The organism is Acetobacter sp. ESL1128, assembly GCF_058505085.1.
The window spans coordinates 1470773-1492868 of sequence record NZ_CP196369.1 but is presented as its reverse complement, the minus strand read 5'-3'; the positions used below and the strand labels follow the sequence as shown (position 1 = coordinate 1492868).

Sequence of the window (22096 nt, the reverse complement as noted above, 5' to 3'; positions counted from 1 at the left end):
TCCAAGGAGTAGTGCATGTCCGTCTCTGAAAAAACGTCCGGTACCGTAGGTATAAAGGTTCGGCGACTTTCTCATGGACTGGACCTTCCCCTGCCAGCATATGCCACGCAGGGGGCTGCGGGCATGGACCTTCTGGCTGCTCTTGATGCTCCTCTGCGGCTTGAACCCGGGCAGAGGGGGCTTGTCCCAACCGGGTTGAGCATCGCCCTCCCCGCCGGGTATGAACTACAGGTGCGCCCGCGCTCCGGGCTGGCCCTTAAACATGGAATTGTCCTGCCAAACGCGCCGGGAACCATTGACGAAGATTATCGTGGCGAGATCGGCGTGATTGTCATGAACGCAGGGCAGGAAGCGTTTGTTGTAGAGCCCGGCATGCGTATTGCGCAGGCTGTGATTGCGCCCGTTATCCGTGCAACCTGGATTGAATGCGACAATCTGGATGAAACCGAGCGCGGGGCGGGAGGGTTTGGCAGTACGGGAACGGGAGCGTCATGAGCGACCGGCAGCAGGAATTTCCATTTTCTCCTGAGTTATGTTCCTCCCTGCCCGCATCCTGCGGCAAAAGGCATGGGAGCTGGCTTGCCGGGTTTCTTGTTTTTTCTGTTATCCTGTTATGTGTTGCGTATCTTCCGTCCAATCTCACCGTGTTGTCTGGTGCTGTGGAAGCCTTGCCGCTAGGGCTTGTGTACCTGCCTGACTACGCGGTGCAGACCATAGGCCGCATGCTGCTTGGGCTGGGCTTGTCCCTTGTTTCAGCTTTGCTGTGCGTAGCGCTTATCTTCCGCAGTCGCTGGGCTGCGAAATGCCTGCTGCCATTGCTGGATGTTGGGCAGGCTTTTCCTGTTCTGGCTATTCCGCTGCTTGTTCTGCCCTTTGTGCAAAGCCACATGCCAACACAGGCTGTGGGGGCTGAGGTTGTGGTGATCATGACCATCTGGTGCAGCCAGTTCTGGGGCATGGTGCAGGTTCTCTGCCAGCGGTTTTATGGCGTTCCAGCTGAACTGGAAGATGTGGTCTGCTGCTTCGGGCTGACATCGTGGCAGAAGTTCTGGCAGCTGGAAGTGCCTTTTGCCATCCCTGCGCTGGTGCGCAAAACCATGTTGTCCATGGGGGGGAGCTGGTTTGCTGCATTATATGCCGAGAGTGTAGTGCTGGATGGCCATAACTGGCTTTTTGCAGGGATCGGCTCTTATGTCCGGCAGGCGGCGTGCGAGCGCAATGTGGGAGCTTTGCTGGCAGCGCTTGCGTGCATGCTGGTGATTATTGTTGTTTTTGACCAGATTCTGTTCCGCCCGCTGTCGGCTTGGGCGGTGCGCTTTCAATCTGGCAAGGTTGGGGAGCCGCACCTCGCGGAACCTTGGTTTCTTAAACTTTTGCGGCGTACGCACCTGTTTCGTCTGTGTGTGCTGTTCTGTGTCAATGCCGCGCGCAGGTTCAGCCGCCTGCCTATAGGTGCGCGTTATGTGCAGGAACATACGGTTGACGGAAACACACAGTGGGGTGGCTGGCTTGTGGCGGCTTTAGCCGTTGTGGTCGCGCTGTTTGCTGCTGTTACGGCGTGGCCCTTGCTGTATGCAGCCTGTGGTCTACCTGTTCTTTTTTCTGTTATCCTGTGTGGCGGCATAACCGGACTGCGTGTTTTTGTTATGGTGGGGCTGGTATCCCTGATCTGGATCCCTCTTGGTGTCTGGCTGGGGCTTAAATCACCTTATGCCGGGCGGATGCAGCGGCTTATTCAGTATTGCACTGTTTTTCCTGCCAACCTGCTGTTTCCATTATGGGCGGCTGGTTTGGTGGCTTGTCCGTTTGTGCCCACGTTCTGGCTATCCCCGCTGATTGTGCTGGGGGCACAGTGGTATATTGCGCTGGGTGTTCTGGCTGGTGCGAGTGCTTACCCGTCTGACCTGCTGGAAGCGGCCCGTAACCTGAATGTTACGGGTAGCCTGTGGTGGCGCAAGGTACTGTTGCCCGGGATTTTACCGTACTATCTGGCGGGTCTTGTGGCGGCAACCAGCAGCGCATGGAATGCCGCCATTGCTGTGGAATGGCTCCAGTGGGGGCAGACCACGCTGAGTGTGCACGGTCTTGGCAGCTTTATGGCCATGGCCGCTGCCCGGGGGGATGTAAGTGCCGTAGCCCTTGGCGCGGTTGCCATGTGCCTGTTTATGATGGCCTTGAACGCTTTTTTATGGCGCCCATTGTCTGACTATGTTTCTCGCCGTCTGAAACTGAATTGAACGGATTAACCTGAAATGGTCTTTCCCTCTCAACCTGGGCGTACTCCGCCGCAACAGACAGTTCTGGCGGAGCTGCGCAACGTCCGGCAGTTCTATCATAAGGATAGCACTGCGGATGTGCAGGTGCTTGATGATGTGAACCTGACGATCCATGCGGGTGAAATTGTTGGGCTGCTGGGGCGTTCCGGGTCGGGTAAATCCACATTGTTGCGGATTATTGCCGGGCTGCTCCCCCCTACCTCGGGGGAGGTGCTGTGGAAGGGGGAGCCTCTTAAAGGGCCAACACCCGATGTTGCCATAGTTTTTCAGTCCTTTGCGCTTTTCCCGTGGATGACCATTGAAGAAAATGTGGCTCTTGGCCTGGATGCAAAGGGTGTGCCCGCTGCCGAGCGTGATCCGTTGGTGGAAAGTGCAATCGACCTGATCGGCCTTGGTGGGTACGAAAATGCATGGCCCAAGGAACTTTCTGGGGGCATGCAGCAACGTGTGGGGCTTGCCCGGGCACTTGTGGTTAATCCGGCCCTGCTGCTGATGGATGAACCGTTCTCCGCACTGGATGTTCTGACCGCGGAAAACCTGCGGACCGATCTGGTCGAGCTTTGGTCAGACAACAAACTGCCCGTGCAGAGCATGCTGATTGTGACACACAACATTGAAGAAGCCGTGTTGATGTGTGACCGGATTGTGATTTCATCTTCCAATCCCGGCCGTATTGCCCATGTGTTGCCTGTCCCCTTCCCTCACCCGCGGAACCGGGAGGATGCGGCCTTCCGCCAGCTGGTCGATCATATTTATGCACTGATGACGCAGCGCGCGCCAATTATCTCGGAAGCAGATCTGATGCACCGCTCCTCGGCGGCATCTTCCGTGGTGCCGGGGTTCCGGGCTTTGGTGCCTGTGTCCATTACCATGATGATCGGCATGATGGAGGCTCTGGCTGCCCCCCCCCTGAACGGGCGAGCAGATCTGCCGGTTCTGGCAGAAAAATTACAGCTTGAACTGGATGACCTGTTCCCGCTTGGGGAATCTCTCGAACTGCTGGCTTTGGCCGAACTGGAGGATGGAGACATCCTGCTGACCAACGAGGGCGTTCATTTTGTATTGAGTGATCTGGATGAGCGCAAAGCCATTATGGGCCATGCGCTCAGGCACCATGTGCCGCTGGTTAAAATGATTTGTGCCCTGCTGGATGAACGGCCGACGCATAGCGTTAAAGCCGAGCGCTTCCGTGACGAACTGGAAGCCTGCATGTCCCCCGATTATGCGCGGCAGACACTCCAGACCATTATCGGCTGGACCCGTTTTGCAGAACTGTTTGACTATGATGAAGAGAGCGACCGTTTTTTTCTGCCAGATGACAGTCGCGAGTAGTTATTCCCCTGCTTGTAACATCATGTCCCCCAGAGCCTGCCGGGCTTTGGTGACTTTGGGCGCAATAACAGCCTGACAGTACCCGGCATACGGGTGCTTGGCATAGTAATCATGATGTTCGGGTTCGGCTGGCCAGAATGTATCCAGTGGCAACACTTCGGTCACAGGTTTTGCCCCCCATAAATTGCTATTTGTGATGCTGCTTATGGTTTCCTGAGCAATGTCACGCTGCTGTGGGGAGGTGTAAAAAATGACAGACCGATACTGGCTTCCAACATCGTGCCCCTGTCTGTTCAGGGTTGTGGGGTCATGGAGTGTAAAAAAGCAGTCCAGTATCTGGCGGTAATTCAGTACGGCATGGTCCCACTCCAACTGTACAACCTCGGCATGCCCCGTTTGTCCGGAGCAGACCTGCTGGTATGTGGGGTGTAAAACCGTGCCTCCCGCATAACCGGGAACAACTGAGGTTATGCCACGCATCTGGCGATAAACGGCTTCCAGGCACCAGAAGCAACCTCCCCCCAGCACTGCTATTTCCGCCATGCGTATGATCCCCTTCAGTCAGGTGGCCCCACGCATATATTGGGTTCGTGGGGCCTGTTTGTTCAGGCTATGCGGGACAGGGCCGCTTTAAGACGTACACATTCACCCTGCTGGCTTTCCAGACGATCGCGCATTTCCTGCACGATTTCTGGTTTGGCGCGGCTGACAAAGTTTTCGTTCCCGAGCTTTTTCTCGGTCTTGGCAACTTCATCTTCCGCTTTGGACAGTTCTTTTTTCAGCCGCTCGCGTTCAACTGCCAGATCAATCAGCCCTTCCAGCGGGATAATGACCGTAGCTTCATCCACAACAGCCTGAGCGGAGCCTTTGGGAATATCCCCAGCGAGCGAGCTTGTCTGTGTTACGCGGGCCATGCGGCAAATGGCTTCCTGCCACCGGCCAATGCGTTCCAGCGTTAGTGGTGCTGCATCCTTGAGAAGAACAGGAGCCGTCTGTGACGGTGGAACGTTCATTTCCGCCCGAACGGTGCGGATTTCCGTAATCAGGCGAATGATCTGCTCGCATTCTGCCACGGCTTCGTCTGCGCCGGTGGGGGCAATGGGTTCAGGCCATTGCGCGGCTATCAGGCTGCCTTCCTCACCAAAGCCGAATTCATGCCACAGTGTATCTGTTACAAATGGCACAACAGGCTGCAGCAGGCGCAGGATAACGCCCAGCACATGGCCTGCAACGGCACGGATTTCTGCTGCTTCCTGATCATTGGCGGAATTAAAGACCGGCTTGGCAAATTCTAAGAACCAGTCACAGAAGCGGTTCCAGACAAAGCGGTAGCAGGTCAGTGCGTATTCATCAAAACGATAGGCATCCAGCGCACGGGTTGCTTCGGCAATGGCGGTTGCGGCTTCGGCCAGAATCCAGCGGCCCAGAGGGGATTGGACCTGTGTTGGGTCAAAGTTGACGGGGGCTCGTACGCCATTCATTTCGCAAAAGCGGGCGGCATTCCAGAGCTTGGTAATAAAGGAACGATAGTCTTCCACCCGTTTGCGGCCGAGTTTGACGTCCCGCCCAATGCCGGTCAGGGCGCAAATGGTAAAGCGCATGGCGTCTGCGCCGTAATCCTCGATCAGCTCCAGCGGATCAATGCCGTTGCCCTTGCTTTTGGACATCTTCTGCCCGTGCTCATCGCGCACCAGACCATGGATGAAGATGTTGCGGAAGGGCACATCGTGCATGAAGTGCTGACCCATCATCATCATTCTGGCGACCCAGAAGAAAATGATGTCGAAGCCGGTTACCAGAACATCCGTTGGGTAATACCGGTCGAGTTCGGGTGTTTTGTCCGGCCAGCCAAGCGTTGAAAACGGCCATAGTGCAGACGAAAACCACGTATCCAGTACGTCTTCGTCCTGTGTCAGGGGTTCTGCCTTGCCGTAATGCGCCTGAGCCTGTTGCTGCGCGTCTTCACCGTCATGGGCAACAAACACATGACCGTCCGGCCCATACCATGCGGGGATGCGGTGCCCCCACCATAACTGGCGGGAAATGCACCATGGCTGGATGTCACGCATCCATGCAAAAAAGGTATTTTCCCACTGTTTGGGAATAAAGCTGGCCCGGCCAGAGGTAATGGCCTCAATGGCAGGTCCCGCCAGTTTGCCGGCATCGCAATACCACTGGGTGGTCAGGCGGGGCTCAATAACAGCCCCCCCGCGTTCCGCATGGGGAACCTGATGGCGGTGGGGTTCAATTTTTTCCAGCCAGCCGGTTTCTTCCAGCTTGGCGACAATAATCTTGCGTGCCTCTTCTCGCGTGGTGCCAGCAAGTGAGCGAACAAAGGCGGGGTCGGCCAGACCATCCTGCGCGCTGAGTTCTTCTTCTATCTCGTCCAGCACAATGCGGGCCTGCTCGTCCAGAATGCTGAGCATGGGGAGCTGGTGCCTGCGGCCGACTTCAAAGTCATTAAAGTCATGCGCAGGCGTAATTTTGACCGCACCTGTCCCTTTTTCCGGGTCGGAATGTTCGTCCGCCACAATCGGGATCAGGCGGCCTGTCAGGGGCAGGCGAACAAATTTGCCAATCAGGCTCTTGTAACGTTCATCTTCGGGATGAACAGCTACGGCCGTGTCGCCCAGCATGGTTTCGGGGCGAGTGGTGGCAACAGTAATGGTTGCGTCGCCCTGCCCTTCAACCGGATAACGGATGTACCATAGGTTGCCCGCGACATCCTTGCTTTCCACCTCCAGATCAGAAATGGCGGAGCGGAATGCGGGGTCCCAGTTGACCAGCCGTCTGTCCCGATAAATCAGACCATCCTTGTAGAGGGAAACAAAGACTTCCTTGACTGCGCGGGAGAGGCCTTCATCCATGGTAAAGCGCTCACGCGGCCAGTCGAGCGATGCACCAAGGCGGCGCAGCTGGCGGGTAATGCCCCCGCCGGATTCTTCCTTCCACTGCCACACGCGCTCAATAAAGGCATCGCGGCCCATATCCTGCCGGGTTGTTTTGCCCTCGGCTGCCAGTGTGCGCTCGACAACCATTTGCGTTGCAATGCCGGCGTGGTCCGTGCCGGGCTGCCAAAGGGTATCAAACCCCTGCATGCGTTTCCAGCGGATCAGGGTATCCTGCAAGGTCATGGTCAACGCATGGCCCATATGGAGGGTGCCGGTAACGTTGGGTGGCGGGATCATGATGGTAAAAGGTTTTTTGTCGCTTGCTGGCTGGGCAGAAAAAGCCTTCTTGCTTTCCCATAGTTCGTACAGCCGGTTTTCTGTTTGTGCAGGCTCAAAAGTCTTGTTCAGCATATTTATCCAACCACACCACGTAAAAAAGGCGGAAGGCATCTAGCCCCCGCCTTTGCAAAGCAATTAACAGACCACAGGATTCCCCTCCATTGGCCTGCCCCCATAGGGGCATAGGCCGGTGGAGGGGAAGAAAACCTTACAGACCGCGCTGCGTCAGGCGTTCAACTTCCTTGCGTACAGCAGCCTGCACAATGCTTGCCAGATGGGCATCAAGCCATTTTTTGAGGAAAACGCGCACTTCCTGGCGCACGATGTCTTCAACCGTCAGAGACCCTTCATGCGTGACAGCCACTTTTCTCTCCTCATGTTCTCTAAGATATTTTTCCTGCAGGCTTTTCTGCAGCACGGCAAATGAGTTGGCGGTATCGGAAACCGTTTCGTCATTCAAAGGGATGGGCAGTGGACCAGACATGGTATGTTCAGCCTTTTTGTTAAGTTCGATCTGCCTGAGATCCGTTACAGATAATACTTCATCATGATCCACGGCCCGCGGTTGCACAAGGTCGGCCTTGCCGGCTGCCTGAGCTGTATCCGTGGTACGGGTGGGGGCAGCGGGAGCCTCTTTTTCCCCCTGCTGCGCAGAGTCCATCATGGATGGAGAGAGGACAAGCACATCGTCGTCCTGTTCATCCTGCGGCTCCGGGGCATGTTCTGCTGTAGCCGAAAGGTGCTCATCATGCAGTACCTGCCGAATGGAAGACAGGGTATCCGCTACGGATTTACCTGTTTCTTCTGATGAGTCCTGAGGCGACACCATACAAACATCCCTGCCACTGCTGGCTTAACATTATCGACCCGGCTGGTTGAGCGCGTAATCGTTCAACCCCCATAACCGATCCTTTACCGCGTTATAGTATGCTTTGTCATCATAAAGGGGAACATTCAGCTTCAGATCAACAGCCGTCAGGCGTCCAATGGCGGCTGCCACGTTGTAAGAGGACAGGACCATGTTGCTCAGGCTCTGCACAAGGGCCACCTGGGCCTGCAACAGACTCTCCTGCTGCTGCAGGACGGAAAGGGTTGTGCTGGTGCCAACCATGGCCTGCCGCTCTACACCCCCCAGTGCTACGGTACCCGCTTTAATCGCAACCCGATTGCTTGCGATGGACGCCCGGTAAGTGACCAGCTTCTGCCAGTTGGAAACCGCATCCTGTGCCGCTGCGCGGCGCTGGACGTCCACCTCCCGGTGTGCCTCTTGCGCAAGCTGCTTGGCCTGACGGACCGCCGCATACTCCGATCCCCCCTGATAAATGGGGATATTGAAGTTGAGAGCCGCGTATTTACTGTCATTGATCTGGTTGTTCAGGGCCTGATTAACCTGATGCTGATACCCCATTGTCGCGGACACTTTGGGGAGAATGGCAGCCATGGCAACACCCACGGAATCCTTGTGCGATGCCTCGGTAAAAAGTGCGTGAATAACATCGGGATTATTCCTGACCGCCAGTGCGGCGGCGGTCTGCTCATTTTTAACGGGCAGGACCAAGGGTTGTGGTGGCACCAGATTAGGGGGCGGTGCCATGCCAATAACCTGCATGTAGGTTGCCTGAGCAGTCTGCAATGTGCCCTCAGCCTGCTGGCGTGCGGCCTGTGCGGATGCGTAGGCGGCTTCCGCCTGAGCAACATCGGTCCGGGTAATTTCCCCCACCCTGTAGCGTTCACTGGTTGCGCGTAGCTGCTGCTGCAAAACCCGCTCATTGTTAATGTTCAGTTGCAGGAGCTGTTCGTCTTCAATCACGCCCACATAGGCACTGACGACCTGTTTGAAGACCTGCTGTTCAACCGAAATCAGATGTGCACGCGCGGCCATGACCTGATTAACGGCCTCATGCGTAGCTGCTGTGGTTTTGCCCCCGGTGTAAATTGGCTGATTGATTGCAACACCCGCCGAATATCCCGGTGTATCGTAACGGCGGAGGGACTGGTGCGTGCGGGGGTGCCCGACCCCCTGATAATCATTGATCCCGTTATAGTAAGAAAGGCCGACCTGCCCGGTTACTGTGGGGTGCCAGCCTGCAAGGGCGGTTGGTACACTCTCGTCCGTGGCGCGGAGCGAGGCGCGTGCCGCTTGCAGGGTCGGGTTGGTCAGATACGCGGCGGCCAGAGATTCCTGCAGTGTATGCGGGATAAAGGAGGGGGAGCCGCTTCCATCGTATTTTTGCGCCCATGCGGTTGTGCCGCACAGTATGACCGCCAGGCTCAGGCCGGTTTCGCAAATACGCCGCATGAGGCTGCTCCCGCTTGCAGTTACCGCAATAGGTTTGCGGCACTGTTCCTTGCCATGATGCGAGATTAAATTCCATTTTATAGTTTGTGACGGATTGAAAATGAGACGCCCTTCTGTGCCTTTTTTTAAAAGGAGAACGCGTGTTCAGGCACCATACCGGGCAGGAGTGGCGCTTGCGCTTCGAATAGGAATGTCAGCCTGAATGGCTTGGAATATCCGGGTTCCCTGACCGCACTAAAGGCTTCCGGGAGGGATGACCCACTTTGTAGCAAACCTACAATGCGGCCTTTGGCGGAAAGCTGCCGGTCACAGAAGTCAGGAAGTGTTGCAATGCAGCCATCAAAATAAATCAGGTCATACGGTGCCGAGTCTGCTGCCCCTTCGGTCAGAGCGCCTTGCTGCCAGACAACGTCCGGGGCTTGAGCCTGACAGAATCCCTGCCCGATCTGTGCCAGTTCGGAATTGGATTCGAGTGCGGTCACATGCAGGCCAAGCTGCGCAAAAAGGCCAGCGGTGTAACCGGTGGAGGCTCCCACAACCAGAGCACGCTGCCCGGCTACTGGTTCTGCTGCTTGCACAAGGCGGGCAGTCAGGAGGGGCTGTGACAAAACACGGCCCTGCGCCAAGGGCAGGCTGGTATCTGCATAAGCCGCATTGCGCAGGTCGGGGCGAACACAGTGCTCACGCGGGAGGTGGCGCATGATCTCCAGAATACGCGAATCGGTAATCTCGGATGGGCGCAACTGGTCGTCCACCATCAGGTTGCGTGCTTGGGCATACAGGGTTGCATCCATTGACTGTTCTCCTTGAAGCATGGCGGTGGCCGTATGGGCATTCATGCTGCGTACACTCCTGATTGGCCATCTACCCGGTTGACCCGCGCCGACCATGGGCAGGAGTCTGTCTGACATACTGTTTTAAAATTGGCACAACACAACGGCTTGACCAATTTGAAAGAAAAGGACATAACGCTCCCACCATACACCGTTGGTCCGGTGGCAGAATGGTGATGTAGCGGACTGCAAATCCGCGTATGTGGGTTCGATTCCCGCCCGGACCTCCACTCCCCCTCGAAATGTTAAATGTGTGTTTCCAGCGCAAGTCGTTGCGTCAAAGGGCATACCAGCACTGGCTAATATCTTGGTGCAGATGTGTGCTCGGGTGTAGCTGGCTAGTCGCCCCTTGCTATCCGGCTCATGGCTGCTGGAGTTTTCTGTACCGTGCCATAAGGCGGTTACGCCGGAGGCTGGAGAGCTTTTGCAGCCAGAACACGCCATCCAGTTGGTCAATCTCGTGCTGTAAGCAGACACTACGAAGGCCATCTGCCTCCTTCTCCTGCATATGGCCATTCAGGTCTGCATACCGGACCTTCAACTTTGCCGGGCGCATAACTGTGGCGGATATACCTGGCATGGAAATGCTGCCCTCTTCATTCAAGGCGGTATCTTCGGACAGCCAGATAATTTCTGGATTAATGTAGGTTTCCGGTTCATCGCAATCTGGCAGATCAAGCACAACCACGCGCTGGCCAACGCCAATATGCGGGCCGGTTATGCCTAGCCCCTGAACAGCGCGGAGTGTGTCCAGCAGGTCCGTTGCAAGGGTGCGCAATGTGCTGTCAAACGCGGTGACTGACACGGCAACTTCACGCAAACGCTGATCGGGGAAAAGGACAACTGGCTGTACGGTCATGGCGTATCTTCTGACAGAATAAAGCAGTTCGCTTGCGGTCGGGCGTGACCTGTAGCGCGTTAGTATACACACCATAAACCATGGGGGCACAGCCCGGCTGGATTTTACAGGTTAACCGTTGTGTTCAAGAACGCGTTGGGGGCTTGCCCAATGGCAGATCTGTTGCCACAGTCCTGGAATGAGGACCAATAAAGTACTTATTCCCGAAATCTGGTCTTGTGCCTCTGGGCAGGGCATCGCCTGTGCCACACAAGCTGGATTGCCTGAGTGCCAGAAATAATGCAGCCACCTGTCTTTCATCCCGATCATGCCGATAGTCGGCATTCCCTGCCGGAGGCCTTCGCCAGTATCCGTGTGCCGAGGGATGATACCCATTGGATGCGGCGCTTTTTAAGCTACGTGGGGCCGGGGTATATGGTGTCTGTCGGGTATATGGACCCCGGCAACTGGGCAACGGACCTGCAAGGGGGAGCGCGGTTCGGCTACGTATTGCTGTCTGTTATCCTGTTATCCAATTTTATGGCTATTTTATTGCAGGCTCTTTCTGCCCGTCTGGGTATTGCAACAGGGCTTGATCTTGCTCAGGCTTGTCGGCAGCGTTTTCATCCCGCGCTTAATGCGTTGCTCTGGGTTGCCTGCGAGCTGGCTATTATTGCGTGTGATCTGGCGGAGGTTATTGGCACCGCGGTTGCATTGCAGCTGCTCTTCCATATTCCCCTGCTTGGCGGTGCGTTAATTTCCAGCCTTGATGCCTTGCTGGTGCTGTTTCTTATGAACCGTGGGTTTCGGTATCTGGAGGCATTCATCATTGGGCTTTTAAGCATTATTGCCCTGTGTTTTGCCGTGCAGCTTATAGCTGCGGCCCCTCCATTGGCGGCTGTGCTGGCTGGTATGAAGCCTTCGCTTTCAATCCTGACGAATAGCGAAATGCTCTATATTGCCATTGGCATTATAGGGGCGACCGTTATGCCCCATAACCTGTACCTACATTCCTCCATAGTACAAAGCCGGGCCTATGAGCGGACGGAACGTGGCCGTAAGGACGCCATACGCTGGGCCACATGGGATAGTTCAATCGCACTTATGCTGGCCCTGTTTATTAACGCCGCCATTTTGATTGTCGCTGCCGCAGCCTTCCATACAACAGGGCATCAGGATGTGGCGGAAATACAGGATGCCTACCACCTGCTCTCCCCTCTTCTGGGGCTGGGGGTTGCTTCTACCCTGTTTGCGCTGGCTCTGCTGGCTGCGGGCACAAATTCGACCATTACGGGAACGCTTGCCGGGCAGATTGTGATGGAAGGGTTTTTGCATCTCAGACTGCCACACTGGGCGCGGCGGCTTTTAACCCGTGGGCTGGCAATTGTTCCGGTCATGGTCGGCATTGTGTTGTATGGTAACGCCAGTGTTGGTCAGTTGCTCATGGCCAGTCAGGTTGTGCTGTCCATGCAATTGCCTTTTGCGGTCATTCCTCTGGTTCTGTTTGTTTCAGACCGCAAAATGATGGGCTCTTTTGCCATTTCCCGCCCCTTTGCGGTTCTTTCCTGGTTTGTCGCCGGGGTTATTCTTATCCTGAACTTTAAACTACTTTACGACACACTCGCCCTGTAATGTCCGGAACCAGTCTGCTGGTATTCTGTACTATGGCCACAGGTAGAGGAATTTTACGTAGTAAGCGTTTGTTTCCGGCGTGTTGCGGCCTTCTATGGAATGTGCGTAACGCGCGGTGAAACTGATTGTCCGGCTGATATTGAACATAACGCCCAGCCCGGGGGCTATTTCCCGGCTGTTGGAGTTGCTCAGGTCTGAATGAATGCTCTGGTCATAGGTTCCACCAACATTCTGCCAGTCAAAGGCAAAGTATGGCTCGATCAGTTTTGTTGCTTTCCAGCTAAAACGTAAATTGCTGTAAAAAACGACGCCGGGCGAATAGCTGTGTTGGCCGGTTTTATGTTTTGTTGAGCCAACAACAGTGCCTACATCGCCGTCAAAGCTAAAATGCTTCCATTCATAATCAAAAATAATGCTCGATATATTGGCCCAGTACCCCGTGGCCAAAGTATCCCGCGTACCAGAAGGTGTTTGCAGGAATGTCTGAAAACCAAGAGTGCTGTGTGCATTGGGTTTAAACCACGCAGCAGGCCCTACAATGGTCCCCCCTAGCCCGCCGTAATTTGTGCCGCCTGCCAGAGTATAGTTTTCAGATTGGATGACCTCAAAAGCAAAGCCAACATGCGGGAGCGCATCAAATGTGCGAAAATGCACGTATTTGGTAAGCCCGGACCATGTGTGGCTTCCTCCATGGGCAGGTACGCGCTGGCCGGTGCTGTTATAGGTGTTGCCCGACGCATTCCCATTTCCATACTGGACCAATACGTTAAATGGCTTGTAGTCCACAGGCAGGTCATATTCATGTGGACCAATGATCCCCAGAGTAATATCTGCCGCATAGGCGAGGCCGGGTGTTAATAAAGGCATGCTGGCGCCACACAGACTTAAGGTCAGCAGGAGCCGTTTCGGCTTTTTGCCAAACAGCATGAGGGATCTCCATCAAGGAGGCTGCCGTTGTAAAAACAGGCGCAGCGTGTTGGGGTTATTGAATAATCAATCCTGATCGCCAACCGTTACGCTGCATGGGGTTGGGCTTTTGAAAGAGATATATAAAATAAGCAGATATAATATAGTTGAAAAACGCATGAGTTCACGTGGCTGTGTCCTCAAGCTATAAAAACTGTCTCATTCCCGGAACAGAATGCTCAGAGCACGTGTCGTAAGAAACAAGCTATGGCAGGGTTTTAAAAGGCTGGCCAAAATCCCTTGCAGCAAAATGGAGCTGCAAGGGGAAAGACGCTGTGACTTACTTTGCTAGCTTTATGAGTGCTGCATTTACGTCCGCTGCTTTTTCCAGTTGTGGCATATGGCCAGTCTGGGGGAGCAGGGTTACGGGTATGGTATCCGGCAGGTTTTTTGCATCATTGGGTGAGATAACCTCGTCCGCCTCCCCCCAGATGATCTGGGCTGGCCCAGCAAAACTGGTCAGAACAGGCCGAAGGTCCTCCGCCTGCCTGCCATTGGGGAAGCAGGCTTTGGCAATTGTCTGCAAGCCCTGAAGCGCTCCATCCAGACGTTTGAAGCGAATAATGTCTTCAACCATCTTGCGAGAAATCAGGGTTTTGTCATGCACCAGATAATTCAGGACAGGCTCAAGGGTTTTGCGGCGATCTGCGGAGATAAATCCTTCAATAAAATCCATATTAATGCCCTGCCCCAAGCCCGCAGGAGCAATGAGGGAAAGGGACGCCACTTTTTGCGGGCAGGTTTTGGCAAGCTCCAGTGCAATAGCCCCTCCGAGCGAGTGACCAACAACATGAACGCTCGTTATTTCCAGCTTATCCAGCAAAGCCGCAGTTGTTGCCGCAAAGCCTGCGGGGGTTCCATCTCCCACATTTTTGGATGACCCTCCGTGGCCGGGGAGGTCAAAAGAAACGGTACGCCGGTCGGTGGAAAGAGCATTCTGGTTGAGCATCCAGTTGCCCAGGTCCCCACCAAAACCGTGGATGAACAGGACAGGCGTAGCATCGCCCTGCCCGGCTTCCTGCACACGGAGTGTCAGATCCCCAACGCTGACCATAATGGGTTCTGCGTGATCAGCCTGCGTGTCAGCGGCACTGTCGGATGAAAAATCAGCCTGAAACTTGGCAATGAATGCATCAATATCCGCATCGCTCACGGCAGGTTCGGCCAGAACACCCAAAAGAGCACCTACGGGCAGGGTTTCTCCCTCCGTTGCAATCTGGCGGCGCAGCGTGCCAGAGGCCGGGCTTTCGTAACCATTGGTGATTTTGGTGGTTTCTATGTCTGCAATTTCCTGCCCGGCTTCTACCTGCGCGCCGGAGGGAATGTTCCAGCTTGTAATTTTCCCCTCGGTCATGGCCAGACCAAACTTGGGCATTGTGATTGGGGTGATAAGGTCTGTCATTGCTCAGGCATCCTGCTTTGCTTTTTTATAGGCCATGACGGAGCGAACCGCCGATTCAATGCGGGCCGCATCGGGGAGGTAGAGTTTTTCCAGCACGGTTGCGAAGGGGACTGGCGTGTGCGGGGGCACAACCTGGCGTATGGGGGCCTTGAGTGCGTCAAACGCCTGTTCTGCCACCAGTGCGGCCACATCGGTTGCCATGTTGCAGCGCGGGCTTGATTCATCAACAATGACCAGTCGCCCCGTATCTTCCACACATTCCAGTATGGTGGCGCTGTCCAGCGGGGATGTGGTGCGGGGGTCTATAACCGTGCAGCTTATGCCGTCTTTTTCCAGCCTGTCGGCGGCTTCGTTGGCAAAATTGACCATACGACCAAAGGCAACAATGGTTACATCATCTCCTTCCCGTGTCAGGTTGGCTTCCCCGAACGGGATGGAATAAGGCTCATCGGGCACTTCCTCTTCATCATCGTACATGACCTTGTTTTCAAGGAAGATAACGGGGTCATCGTCCCTTATAGCTTCGATCAGCAGCCCTTTTGCTTCGTAAGGGGATGAGGGGACAACAACCTTAAGCCCCGGAATATGGGTGAAAAGCGGGTAAAGCGCCTGACTGTGCTGTGCAGCCGCATTAAAGCCCGCGCCATACATGGCCCGGATAACCAGTGGTGTACGGGCCTTACCACCAAACATGTAGCGGAACTTGGCGGCCTGATTCATGATCTGGTCGAGGCAGCAGCCTACAAAGTCCACAAACATCAGTTCAGCCACCGGGCGCAGGCCGGTTGCGGCCGCCCCAACGGCCGCTCCAATATAGGATGCCTCGGAAATGGGGGTATCAAACACCCGTTCGGCACCAAATTCGGTATAAAGCCCTTTGGTAACCCCCAGCACGCCGCCCCATGCGTCTACCACGCCAGCAGAACCACCCTGCCCGCCAGCAATGTCTTCCCCCATGAGAATAACGCGTGGGTCACGCTGCATTTCCTGACGCAAGGCTTCATTAATGGCCTGACGGAAGCTTTTTTTGGACATGAGAATACTCCGTATTGCGCGTGGCTCAGTAAGAAACGTAAACGTCTGCCTGCAGGTCGGCAGGTTCAGGCAATGGGGCGTTTTTGGCGGCTTTTACGGCGGCCTCGATTTCGTCCTTCACGCTGGTATCAATGTCATCCAGTGCGGACAGGTCGAGCAGGCTGGTCTCTGTTACATGCGTGCGGAACTTCTGCAGGCAGTCACGCTCGGCCCTTTCTCTGGCTACCTCACCATTGGCGCGGTAGGTCATGGCGTCGCCTTCAAAATGGCCGTACCAGCGGGCCAGGTGAACATGCAGCATCACCGGGCCGTGGCCTGCGCGCGCATGGGCTATGGCCTGCCCGGCGGCTTCATGCACGGCAAAAAAATCTGTGCCGTCGCAGTCAAAATACGGCATGCCAAAGCCTGCGGCGCGCGCTTTTTGTGTGCCTGCGCAGGCGTAGGATGCTCCCGTTGCCTCGCCATAGCCGTTATCTTCGCAGACAAAAACGGCGGGTAGCTGCCAGACCATGGCCAGATTCAGGCTTTCCAGCGTTGTGCCCTCGTTGGAAGCACCATCACCGTAAAACGCGACAGCAACGCCACCATCCTTGAGCACTTTGTGCGAAAGGGCAGCACCGCAGATCAGCGGTGGCCCTCCCCCAACAATGCCATTCGCACCGAGCATGCCCAGAGACAGGTCCGCAATATGCATGGACCCGCCTTTGCCGTGGCATACCCCGGTTTTGCGCCCATAAATTTCGGCCATCATGCCCTCTACGCCAACACCTTTGGCAATACAGTGGCCATGACCGCGGTGCGTGCTGGCAATTGTATCCGTATCGCTCAGATGAGCGCAGACACCAACGGCGGATGCCTCTTCACCACAATACAGGTGGACAAATCCCGGAATTTCTCCGGTTGCGAACTCTACATGAAGGCGTTCCTCAAAATCGCGGATGGTCCGCATGGAACGGTAGGAACGCAGAAGAATATCGTGTGCAATCTGCATGTCTGCCCCCGGGCAATACTGCCGTGTGGGTTGGAAGAAATAACGGAATTATTCCGTCCCATTCCGCACGAAAAAACAGAGCGAAGCGGGTATGCGCTCAGTTATGGGGAGATATGCCAAAGGGTGAACCCAACGGATAATTCGGCTCACGTGTATTTGAGAAGGCAGAATGCGAAGTGTCGCATATCCGAAACGTAATACACGCCAGAGACATTTTTTGTGGATGGACAGGCGCACATGAACTCACTCATTTTGTCCCCCGGCGTGTGGTCCGGATTATCCCCCCTGCTCCGCAACTCGTGGCGTCGTTGCGCCGAGCAATATGCCATCCCCACGGATACATCGCTGGATACGGATATTCTGTGCTCGGCCGAACTGCGGCAGGCACGCGAGCGCATGGGCGTGACCATGAAAATAGCCGACCCGGAACTGGACCGGCTGCATGGTATTGTTTCTACGCTGGATTATAACGTGCTGCTGGCTGACCCGGCGGGGATTGTCGTCGCCCGCCGTGGTGCGCCACCGTTTGAAAAAGGGTGTCGCCGTTGGCATCTGTGGCCCGGCGCCAACTGGGCAGAAGCCGTAGCCGGCACCAATGGAATAGGCACCTGTCTGGTAGAGGGGCAACCGGTGACCGTCCACCGGGACCAGCACTGGTGCACAAAACTACGATACCTTACCTGCTCTGCCGTACCGTTTTATGGGCCTGATGGCTGTGTTGCCGGGGCGCTGGATGCCAGCTCCATCCGTTCGGACCCATCTGGGCGTGTGGCACTGATGATGGAAGCCGTGCTGGTTGATGCCGCGCGCAGGCTGGAGCGACGGAGTTTTCTGGAAGCCTTCCGGAACAGGACAGTCTTGCTGCTGGGTGAAGGGAACGGCATATCCCTGCCCATGATCGCTCTGGATGACAAACGCATTGTGGTGGGGGCGACCTACGCTGCCCGCTCCATGCTTGGAATAGCCAGCCCGGAGGTGGCCAGTGTCTGCTTTGATCTGGGAGCCAGAGCTGCCGGTGTGCCGGATTTTCAGGAGGCGGAAAGAACGGTCATAGAAGGTGCTCTGGCTATGGTGCAGGGCAAAATTGCCCCCGCCGCCCGCCTGCTGGGTGTAAGCCGCTCCACCCTTTACCGAAAACTGAAGAACCTGCCCCCTGCCCCGGCCCCCATAACCGGGTAGTTATGGGGTGTTCTGCACAAAGGGCAGGACGTTCTGGCAGATGACCAGTTCCTCATGGGTTGGTTCTACGCGCACACGGATTGCACTATCGGGGCTGCTGATGATGCTCGCATGGTTCTCATTGGCCTTATGGTCCAGCTTGAGACCCAGCCAGCCAAGAGCCAGACAGACATCCTGACGTAAAAGGGCATCGTGTTCGCCTATGCCTGCGGTAAAGACCAGACCATCCAGCCCGCCCATAATAGCAGCAAGAGCGCCAACTTCTTCCACAATCCGGTAGGCGGACAAGGCAAGAGCCTGCTGAATATGTTCTTGCAATGTGGGGTCCTGCTCCGTGCCCATATGCTCGCGCAGAACGCGCATGTCAGACGACACGCCAGAAACCCCAAGTAGCCCGGACTGGTGGTACAGGGTGTTGACCATAGTGTTCCAGTCCGCTTTTTCTTCCCGCAGCATGTAGAGCAGTACGCCGGGGTCTATCATTCCGCAGCGGCTGCCCATCATTAATCCATCCAGCGCGGAAAAGCCCATTGTGGTTTCAATACTTCTGCCCCCTTTTAATGCACACAGGCTGGCACCGCTGCCCAAATGCGCCAGAATAGTGCGGCCCTTTGCCAGTGTGGGGTCTATCTGGTGCAGACGTTGGGTTAGAAAATCGTAGGAAAGACCATGGAAGCCATACCGGCAGATACCTTTTTCGCCATACCGGCGTGGGAGCGGTAAAAGCCGGGCGATTTCTGGCATGGTGCGGTGGAAAGCCGTATCAAAACAGGCAACCTGGAGCAGGTTGGGCCGGTAAGCCATGATAGCATGGACCGGGGCAAGGGTTTGCGGCTGGTGGAGTGGCGCAAAGGGTGTCAGGGCTTCCAGTTGGCGTAGGATTTCTGGCGTAACCTGTATGGGAGCTAGAAAATCTGGCCCTCCATGCACAATCCTGTGGCCAACCCCTACAATGTTGTGCTGGCCCTGCTCATGGTCGGCCAGCCAGTCCAGAAGGTACTCGAGTGGTTTTTTCTGGCTGAGTGGGTAGGTTGCGCGGTCAAGGCGCTGGTCGTTCTGGTCTGATGCGAAAAAATGGAATGTGTCCACATCATACTCAAGCCGCCCTTTGATCAGTTTTTGTATGGCCGGGTTCTGGTCGATCTGAAAAACCGTGAACTTGAGACTGGATGACCCAGCATTAAAAACAAGAACAACGTCTGACATGGGTGGTTTTCCGCAAAGCTGGGCGACTTAAAACGCGGTATTCTGTTGTGCCAGATGTCTGGCATACAGTGCGCCTATCGCGGCGGATGCCAGACGGGCCTGCACGCTGTCTGCCCGGCTTGTCAGCACAATGGGAACCTTGGCACCAAGTGCTATGCCCGCAGAGTCCGCCTGAGCCATAAAGATCAGGTTTTTGGCCAGCATATTGCCTGCCTCCAGGTCCGGCGTGACCAGAATTTGCGCCTGCCCGGCTACGGGGGATGACAGGTTTTTTATTCTGGCCGCTTCTGGGTCTATGGCGTTGTCCATACCCAGAGGGCCATCGAGTATTCCCCCTGTTATCTGGCCGCGTTCAGCCATTTTGCACAGGCTTGCTGCATCCACTGTACTAGGGATTTTGGGGTTGATCACTTCCACAGCGGAGAGAATGGCCACTTTGGGCACTCCCAGCCCAAGCCCCGTATGCAGGTCTATGGCATTCTGGACAATATCGCGCTTGGTTGAAAGATCGGGGAAGATGTTAATGGCGGCATCGGTCACAAAAAGCAGTTTTTCATAACCTGGCACAGCAAGCAGAAAAACATGGCTGATCCGGCGGCTAGTGCACAAACCATTGGTGGGAGAAACCACGGCATGCATGAGTGTATCGGTGTGCAGGCTGCCTTTTATCAACCCCTGCATATGCCCTGTCCGGGCCAGCTCCACAGCTTTTTGGGCGGCGGCTTCTGGTGTTGGTGCTGGTATGATCTGGTAGGGGCTTAGGTCTATCTGATTTTTGCACGCTATGGCCTGAATACGTGGCGTATCCCCGATCAGAACAGGTTGGATAATCCCTTTTTGGGCGGCATCCAGTGGCCCTGCCAGAGCGTGGTCCTCGCATGGCCAGACAAGCCCGTAAGGCACCGGTTCATGCGCTAGGGCGCGGTTTATCAGATCTGCAAAAAGCTGGTGGGATGTTGGCTGGCGTGGTGGAGGCATGGCCCCTGCAAAAAGGGGGGAAGTGTGTCTCATATCAGGTATGGCCCGCTCCGTGTGTTCCACCAGTTTTGCAACATGGCTGAAAAACGCGCCATTCGGCTACGTTCATCCTAATGAATAGGCGAATTGGGTATTCTGGCAGATACAAGATTGGGTGATGGCGTGCGGGCTGGTGCCGTGCTGGGTGGTGGGGCGCTGTCCACCACAATAACGGCCATTCCGGCAAGGGAGGATGGTGTTCTGTCTGTGCGTAGAAGAGCACGAAAACGCTTGTCGGTTGCGGCCTTGCGCTCGTATTCCACGTCCAGCAGGCCGTTTTTGTCGATATAGATGTTCAGTGCCGCCGGGATACGAATACACCCGGCCGAAGCCATATGGCCTAGCTGGCGTTCCAGAAAAACAGGGTCGGTTGCGTGCATTTCCAGCCGTATGGGGCCTTGTTCACGGCTGGGGAGCCACCCTTTTTCAGCAACCTGCCAGCCAAAATCCCAGACACGCATGCCTTTGGTGCCATTCCCCATGATCCCGTTTTCGTTTTTGGTGCCCTGTGCCCGGTAGCCTAGCCTTTCTGCCGTATTGGTAAAAATACCAACGGGCGTAATGTAGTGGTGCTTACGGCCGATTGTGCCGGTGGATATGCGTGTGCAGCCAATAATGGTCCATTCTGGCGTATCGGGGCGGGCCACAATAACGCAGGCACGTTGCACGGAGGGGTTGCGGTCTGCAACCACCACGGCCTGGGGTGTTTGAACAACGTAGCCGGACTGGCTGATCTGCTGGCGCGCCAGGGCTAGCCATGTGTCTTTCTGGGTAATGGTTGGGGTAAATGCGGCGGGTACGTCTTTTTGGAAAAGAATCCGAAGCCGGTCTATTTCCGCTTGTACCTGCTTCTCATCCAACTCTACGACTGCTGGTGCTGGTGCTGGTGCTGGTGCTGGTGCTGGTGCTGGTGCTGGTGCTGGTGCTGGTGCTGGTGCTGGTGCTGGTGCTGGTGCTGGTGCTGCGTTATCAGGCACAGGCGGCTTGGCCAGAGGGGCAACAGACGCAGTCTTAACAGGGTTTGCCAGTGTAGCTTTGGCCTGCGGAGCCGCAGCAGGAACCTTTTTGGCAGGCGGAGTATGCAGGGGTGCCGCTATGTCCCCATTGGGGAAAAAAACATGCGGCGAGGACTCCCCTACAGCCTTGGAGAGTTCTTCTGCAAAATCCGCACTAGCAGAATACGGTGCTGCCTGAAGAGTTTGAGCGGCAAATAGGCAGCCAAACATAATCGGAAAGATTAAATGTCTCGCCGCGTACACCGGGTTCTGTTCTCCTGTTTTTTAAGTGCTGGTAACTATGGCACTTCTTGCTGGCAAGCGGAATATCCAAGATGATGGGTTTATTACCACTATGCTGCATGCAAGGGCTGCGCTTGAGTTGAGCCTTGGTGTTAAAAACCAAGGCCAACTGAGTATATCAAGCGAGAGAACTGGCAGTTTGCCACGGGTTGTAGGCGGAGCAGGCCTGAACACCCCGGCGGCCGATCCGGCCGTGAACGACGGCATCCCCTTCCCTCAGCAAACTCAGGTTTGGGCAGGTTGAATAGAACTTGCACCGGATTGTGACCTAAACACAACAGGGTGGTTTAACCACAGGTAAACGGCATGGATGTTATTGACAGTAATTATTAATTGCATATACCTCCGCTATTCACATGATGTGGTGGAATAGAGCTATGAACCACATGACCTTGCTGGCACGTTTTGTTAGGCCGGACATACTGCTATGTCAGCACCCGCTCTCCTGCTTTGCCGGGGTTCTGTTGTTTTGTGCGCAGGTGGCTGGTCTGGCCAGCAGGTATGCTCCGCTGCGTAGCAGGGTGAAAACCGTGGGTGATTACCAGTTGTATGCCGCTTTGCC

General features: G+C 55.5%; 18 protein-coding genes and 1 tRNA gene. 6 read left to right on the top strand and 13 right to left on the bottom strand.

Going from position 1 to position 22096, the window contains the following annotated elements; translation table 11 throughout:
• Positions 1 to 15 precede the first annotated feature (15 nt).
• Genes dut through ACSYTG_RS06870 form a run of 3 tightly spaced genes read left to right on the top strand, consistent with a single transcriptional unit; the run spans position 16 to position 3608 of the window.
• A complete protein-coding gene (gene dut, locus ACSYTG_RS06880; RefSeq protein WP_086645992.1) occupies positions 16 to 495 on the top strand; it encodes a dUTP diphosphatase in 480 nt (159 codons plus the stop codon).
• Positions 492 to 2237 (top strand): ABC transporter permease subunit, encoded by a 1746-nt coding sequence (locus ACSYTG_RS06875; protein ID WP_489784040.1) that lies wholly within the window; start codon positions 492 to 494, stop codon positions 2235 to 2237. Before dut ends, ACSYTG_RS06875 begins: the two co-directional genes overlap by 4 nt.
• A 15-nt stretch (positions 2238 to 2252) precedes the next feature.
• A complete protein-coding gene (locus tag ACSYTG_RS06870; RefSeq protein WP_253527554.1) occupies positions 2253 to 3608 on the top strand; it encodes an ABC transporter ATP-binding protein in 1356 nt (451 codons plus the stop codon).
• On the opposite strand, the gene msrA is transcribed toward ACSYTG_RS06870, so the two are convergent.
• The 5 genes from msrA to ACSYTG_RS06845 all read right to left on the bottom strand — a co-directional run bounded on the left by msrA (position 3609) and on the right by ACSYTG_RS06845 (position 9976).
• Complete coding sequence (gene msrA, locus ACSYTG_RS06865) at positions 3609 to 4151, bottom strand: peptide-methionine (S)-S-oxide reductase MsrA (RefSeq protein WP_489784039.1); 543 nt, start codon at positions 4149 to 4151, stop codon at positions 3609 to 3611.
• Positions 4152 to 4213: 62 nt separating this feature from the next.
• On the bottom strand, positions 4214 to 6910 hold the full coding sequence (locus tag ACSYTG_RS06860; RefSeq protein ID WP_489784038.1) for a valine--tRNA ligase: 2697 nt from the start codon (positions 6908 to 6910) through the stop codon (positions 4214 to 4216).
• Positions 6911 to 7046: 136 nt separating this feature from the next.
• Positions 7047 to 7667: a DUF2497 domain-containing protein gene (locus ACSYTG_RS06855; protein ID WP_165924883.1), complete on the bottom strand. Its 621-nt coding sequence runs from the start codon at positions 7665 to 7667 to the stop codon at positions 7047 to 7049.
• A 30-nt stretch (positions 7668 to 7697) separates the two neighbouring features.
• Entirely contained in the window at positions 7698 to 9137 is a 1440-nt protein-coding gene (locus ACSYTG_RS06850; protein WP_086645998.1) for a TolC family outer membrane protein, read from the bottom strand.
• Between the two features lie 125 nt (positions 9138 to 9262).
• The gene (locus tag ACSYTG_RS06845) at positions 9263 to 9976 is read right to left on the bottom strand and encodes a protein-L-isoaspartate O-methyltransferase family protein (protein ID WP_491706404.1); all 714 of its coding nucleotides are present in this window, start codon (positions 9974 to 9976) and stop codon (positions 9263 to 9265) included.
• 150 nt (positions 9977 to 10126) lie between these two features.
• Between ACSYTG_RS06845 and ACSYTG_RS06840 the strand changes: the two genes are divergently transcribed.
• Positions 10127 to 10200, top strand: a tRNA-Cys gene (locus tag ACSYTG_RS06840).
• Between the two features lie 131 nt (positions 10201 to 10331).
• On the opposite strand, the gene ACSYTG_RS06835 is transcribed toward ACSYTG_RS06840, so the two are convergent.
• On the bottom strand, positions 10332 to 10829 hold the full coding sequence (locus ACSYTG_RS06835) for a peptide deformylase (protein ID WP_415423829.1): 498 nt from the start codon (positions 10827 to 10829) through the stop codon (positions 10332 to 10334).
• A gap of 279 nt (positions 10830 to 11108) precedes the next feature.
• Between ACSYTG_RS06835 and ACSYTG_RS06830 the strand changes: the two genes are divergently transcribed.
• On the top strand, positions 11109 to 12440 hold the full coding sequence (locus ACSYTG_RS06830; protein ID WP_086646001.1) for an Nramp family divalent metal transporter: 1332 nt from the start codon (positions 11109 to 11111) through the stop codon (positions 12438 to 12440).
• 30 nt (positions 12441 to 12470) lie between these two features.
• Here the strand turns inward: ACSYTG_RS06830 and ACSYTG_RS06825 are convergent, their stop codons facing one another.
• The 4 genes from ACSYTG_RS06825 to ACSYTG_RS06810 form a co-directional block, all read right to left on the bottom strand.
• Entirely contained in the window at positions 12471 to 13307 is an 837-nt protein-coding gene (locus ACSYTG_RS06825; protein ID WP_415437547.1) for a transporter, read from the bottom strand.
• A 379-nt stretch (positions 13308 to 13686) separates the two neighbouring features.
• Positions 13687 to 14808: an acetoin dehydrogenase dihydrolipoyllysine-residue acetyltransferase subunit gene (locus ACSYTG_RS06820; RefSeq protein WP_095348814.1), complete on the bottom strand. Its 1122-nt coding sequence runs from the start codon at positions 14806 to 14808 to the stop codon at positions 13687 to 13689.
• A 3-nt stretch (positions 14809 to 14811) separates the two neighbouring features.
• Complete coding sequence (locus ACSYTG_RS06815; RefSeq protein WP_086646003.1) at positions 14812 to 15843, bottom strand: alpha-ketoacid dehydrogenase subunit beta; 1032 nt, start codon at positions 15841 to 15843, stop codon at positions 14812 to 14814.
• 25 nt (positions 15844 to 15868) lie between these two features.
• On the bottom strand, positions 15869 to 16834 hold the full coding sequence (locus ACSYTG_RS06810; RefSeq protein ID WP_086646004.1) for a thiamine pyrophosphate-dependent dehydrogenase E1 component subunit alpha: 966 nt from the start codon (positions 16832 to 16834) through the stop codon (positions 15869 to 15871).
• A gap of 237 nt (positions 16835 to 17071) precedes the next feature.
• Here ACSYTG_RS06810 and ACSYTG_RS06805 point away from each other — a divergent pair, with 237 nt between their 5' ends.
• A complete protein-coding gene (locus ACSYTG_RS06805; protein ID WP_489784036.1) occupies positions 17072 to 18013 on the top strand; it encodes a helix-turn-helix domain-containing protein in 942 nt (313 codons plus the stop codon).
• Here ACSYTG_RS06805 and ACSYTG_RS06800 read toward each other — a convergent pair whose 3' ends face one another.
• The 3 genes from ACSYTG_RS06800 to ACSYTG_RS06790 all read right to left on the bottom strand — a co-directional run bounded on the left by ACSYTG_RS06800 (position 18014) and on the right by ACSYTG_RS06790 (position 21462).
• Complete coding sequence (locus tag ACSYTG_RS06800) at positions 18014 to 19219, bottom strand: acetate/propionate family kinase (protein ID WP_489784035.1); 1206 nt, start codon at positions 19217 to 19219, stop codon at positions 18014 to 18016.
• Between the two features lie 27 nt (positions 19220 to 19246).
• Positions 19247 to 20230, bottom strand: coding sequence for a bifunctional enoyl-CoA hydratase/phosphate acetyltransferase (locus ACSYTG_RS06795; RefSeq protein WP_489784034.1), 984 nt, complete (start codon positions 20228 to 20230; stop codon positions 19247 to 19249).
• A 77-nt stretch (positions 20231 to 20307) separates the two neighbouring features.
• Entirely contained in the window at positions 20308 to 21462 is a 1155-nt protein-coding gene (locus ACSYTG_RS06790; protein ID WP_491706403.1) for a L,D-transpeptidase, read from the bottom strand.
• Positions 21463 to 22096: the final 634 nt, after the last annotated feature.

Bases quoted from the DNA above. Each gene is read 5' to 3' on its own strand.
- ACSYTG_RS06810 (WP_086646004.1), bottom strand. From the start codon at position 16,834: ATGCAGATTGCACACGATATTCTTCTGCGTTCCTACCGTTCCATGCGG.
- ACSYTG_RS06860 (WP_489784038.1), bottom strand. From the start codon at position 6,910: ATGCTGAACAAGACTTTTGAGCCTGCACAAACAGAAAACCGGCTGTAC.
- msrA (WP_489784039.1), bottom strand. From the start codon at position 4,151: ATGGCGGAAATAGCAGTGCTGGGGGGAGGTTGCTTCTGGTGCCTGGAA.
- ACSYTG_RS06870 (WP_253527554.1), top strand. From the start codon at position 2,253: ATGGTCTTTCCCTCTCAACCTGGGCGTACTCCGCCGCAACAGACAGTT.
- ACSYTG_RS06835 (WP_415423829.1), bottom strand. From the start codon at position 10,829: ATGACCGTACAGCCAGTTGTCCTTTTCCCCGATCAGCGTTTGCGTGAA.
- ACSYTG_RS06820 (WP_095348814.1), bottom strand. From the start codon at position 14,808: ATGACAGACCTTATCACCCCAATCACAATGCCCAAGTTTGGTCTGGCC.
- ACSYTG_RS06850 (WP_086645998.1), bottom strand. From the start codon at position 9,137: ATGCGGCGTATTTGCGAAACCGGCCTGAGCCTGGCGGTCATACTGTGC.
- dut (WP_086645992.1), top strand. From the start codon at position 16: ATGTCCGTCTCTGAAAAAACGTCCGGTACCGTAGGTATAAAGGTTCGG.
- ACSYTG_RS06875 (WP_489784040.1), top strand. From the start codon at position 492: ATGAGCGACCGGCAGCAGGAATTTCCATTTTCTCCTGAGTTATGTTCC.
- ACSYTG_RS06815 (WP_086646003.1), bottom strand. From the start codon at position 15,843: ATGTCCAAAAAAAGCTTCCGTCAGGCCATTAATGAAGCCTTGCGTCAG.
- ACSYTG_RS06790 (WP_491706403.1), bottom strand. From the start codon at position 21,462: ATGTTTGGCTGCCTATTTGCCGCTCAAACTCTTCAGGCAGCACCGTAT.
- ACSYTG_RS06825 (WP_415437547.1), bottom strand. From the start codon at position 13,307: ATGCCTTTATTAACACCCGGCCTCGCCTATGCGGCAGATATTACTCTG.
- ACSYTG_RS06855 (WP_165924883.1), bottom strand. From the start codon at position 7,667: ATGGTGTCGCCTCAGGACTCATCAGAAGAAACAGGTAAATCCGTAGCG.
- ACSYTG_RS06830 (WP_086646001.1), top strand. From the start codon at position 11,109: ATGCAGCCACCTGTCTTTCATCCCGATCATGCCGATAGTCGGCATTCC.
- ACSYTG_RS06795 (WP_489784034.1), bottom strand. From the start codon at position 20,230: ATGAGACACACTTCCCCCCTTTTTGCAGGGGCCATGCCTCCACCACGC.
- ACSYTG_RS06805 (WP_489784036.1), top strand. From the start codon at position 17,072: ATGAACTCACTCATTTTGTCCCCCGGCGTGTGGTCCGGATTATCCCCC.
- ACSYTG_RS06845 (WP_491706404.1), bottom strand. From the start codon at position 9,976: ATGAATGCCCATACGGCCACCGCCATGCTTCAAGGAGAACAGTCAATG.
- ACSYTG_RS06800 (WP_489784035.1), bottom strand. From the start codon at position 19,219: ATGTCAGACGTTGTTCTTGTTTTTAATGCTGGGTCATCCAGTCTCAAG.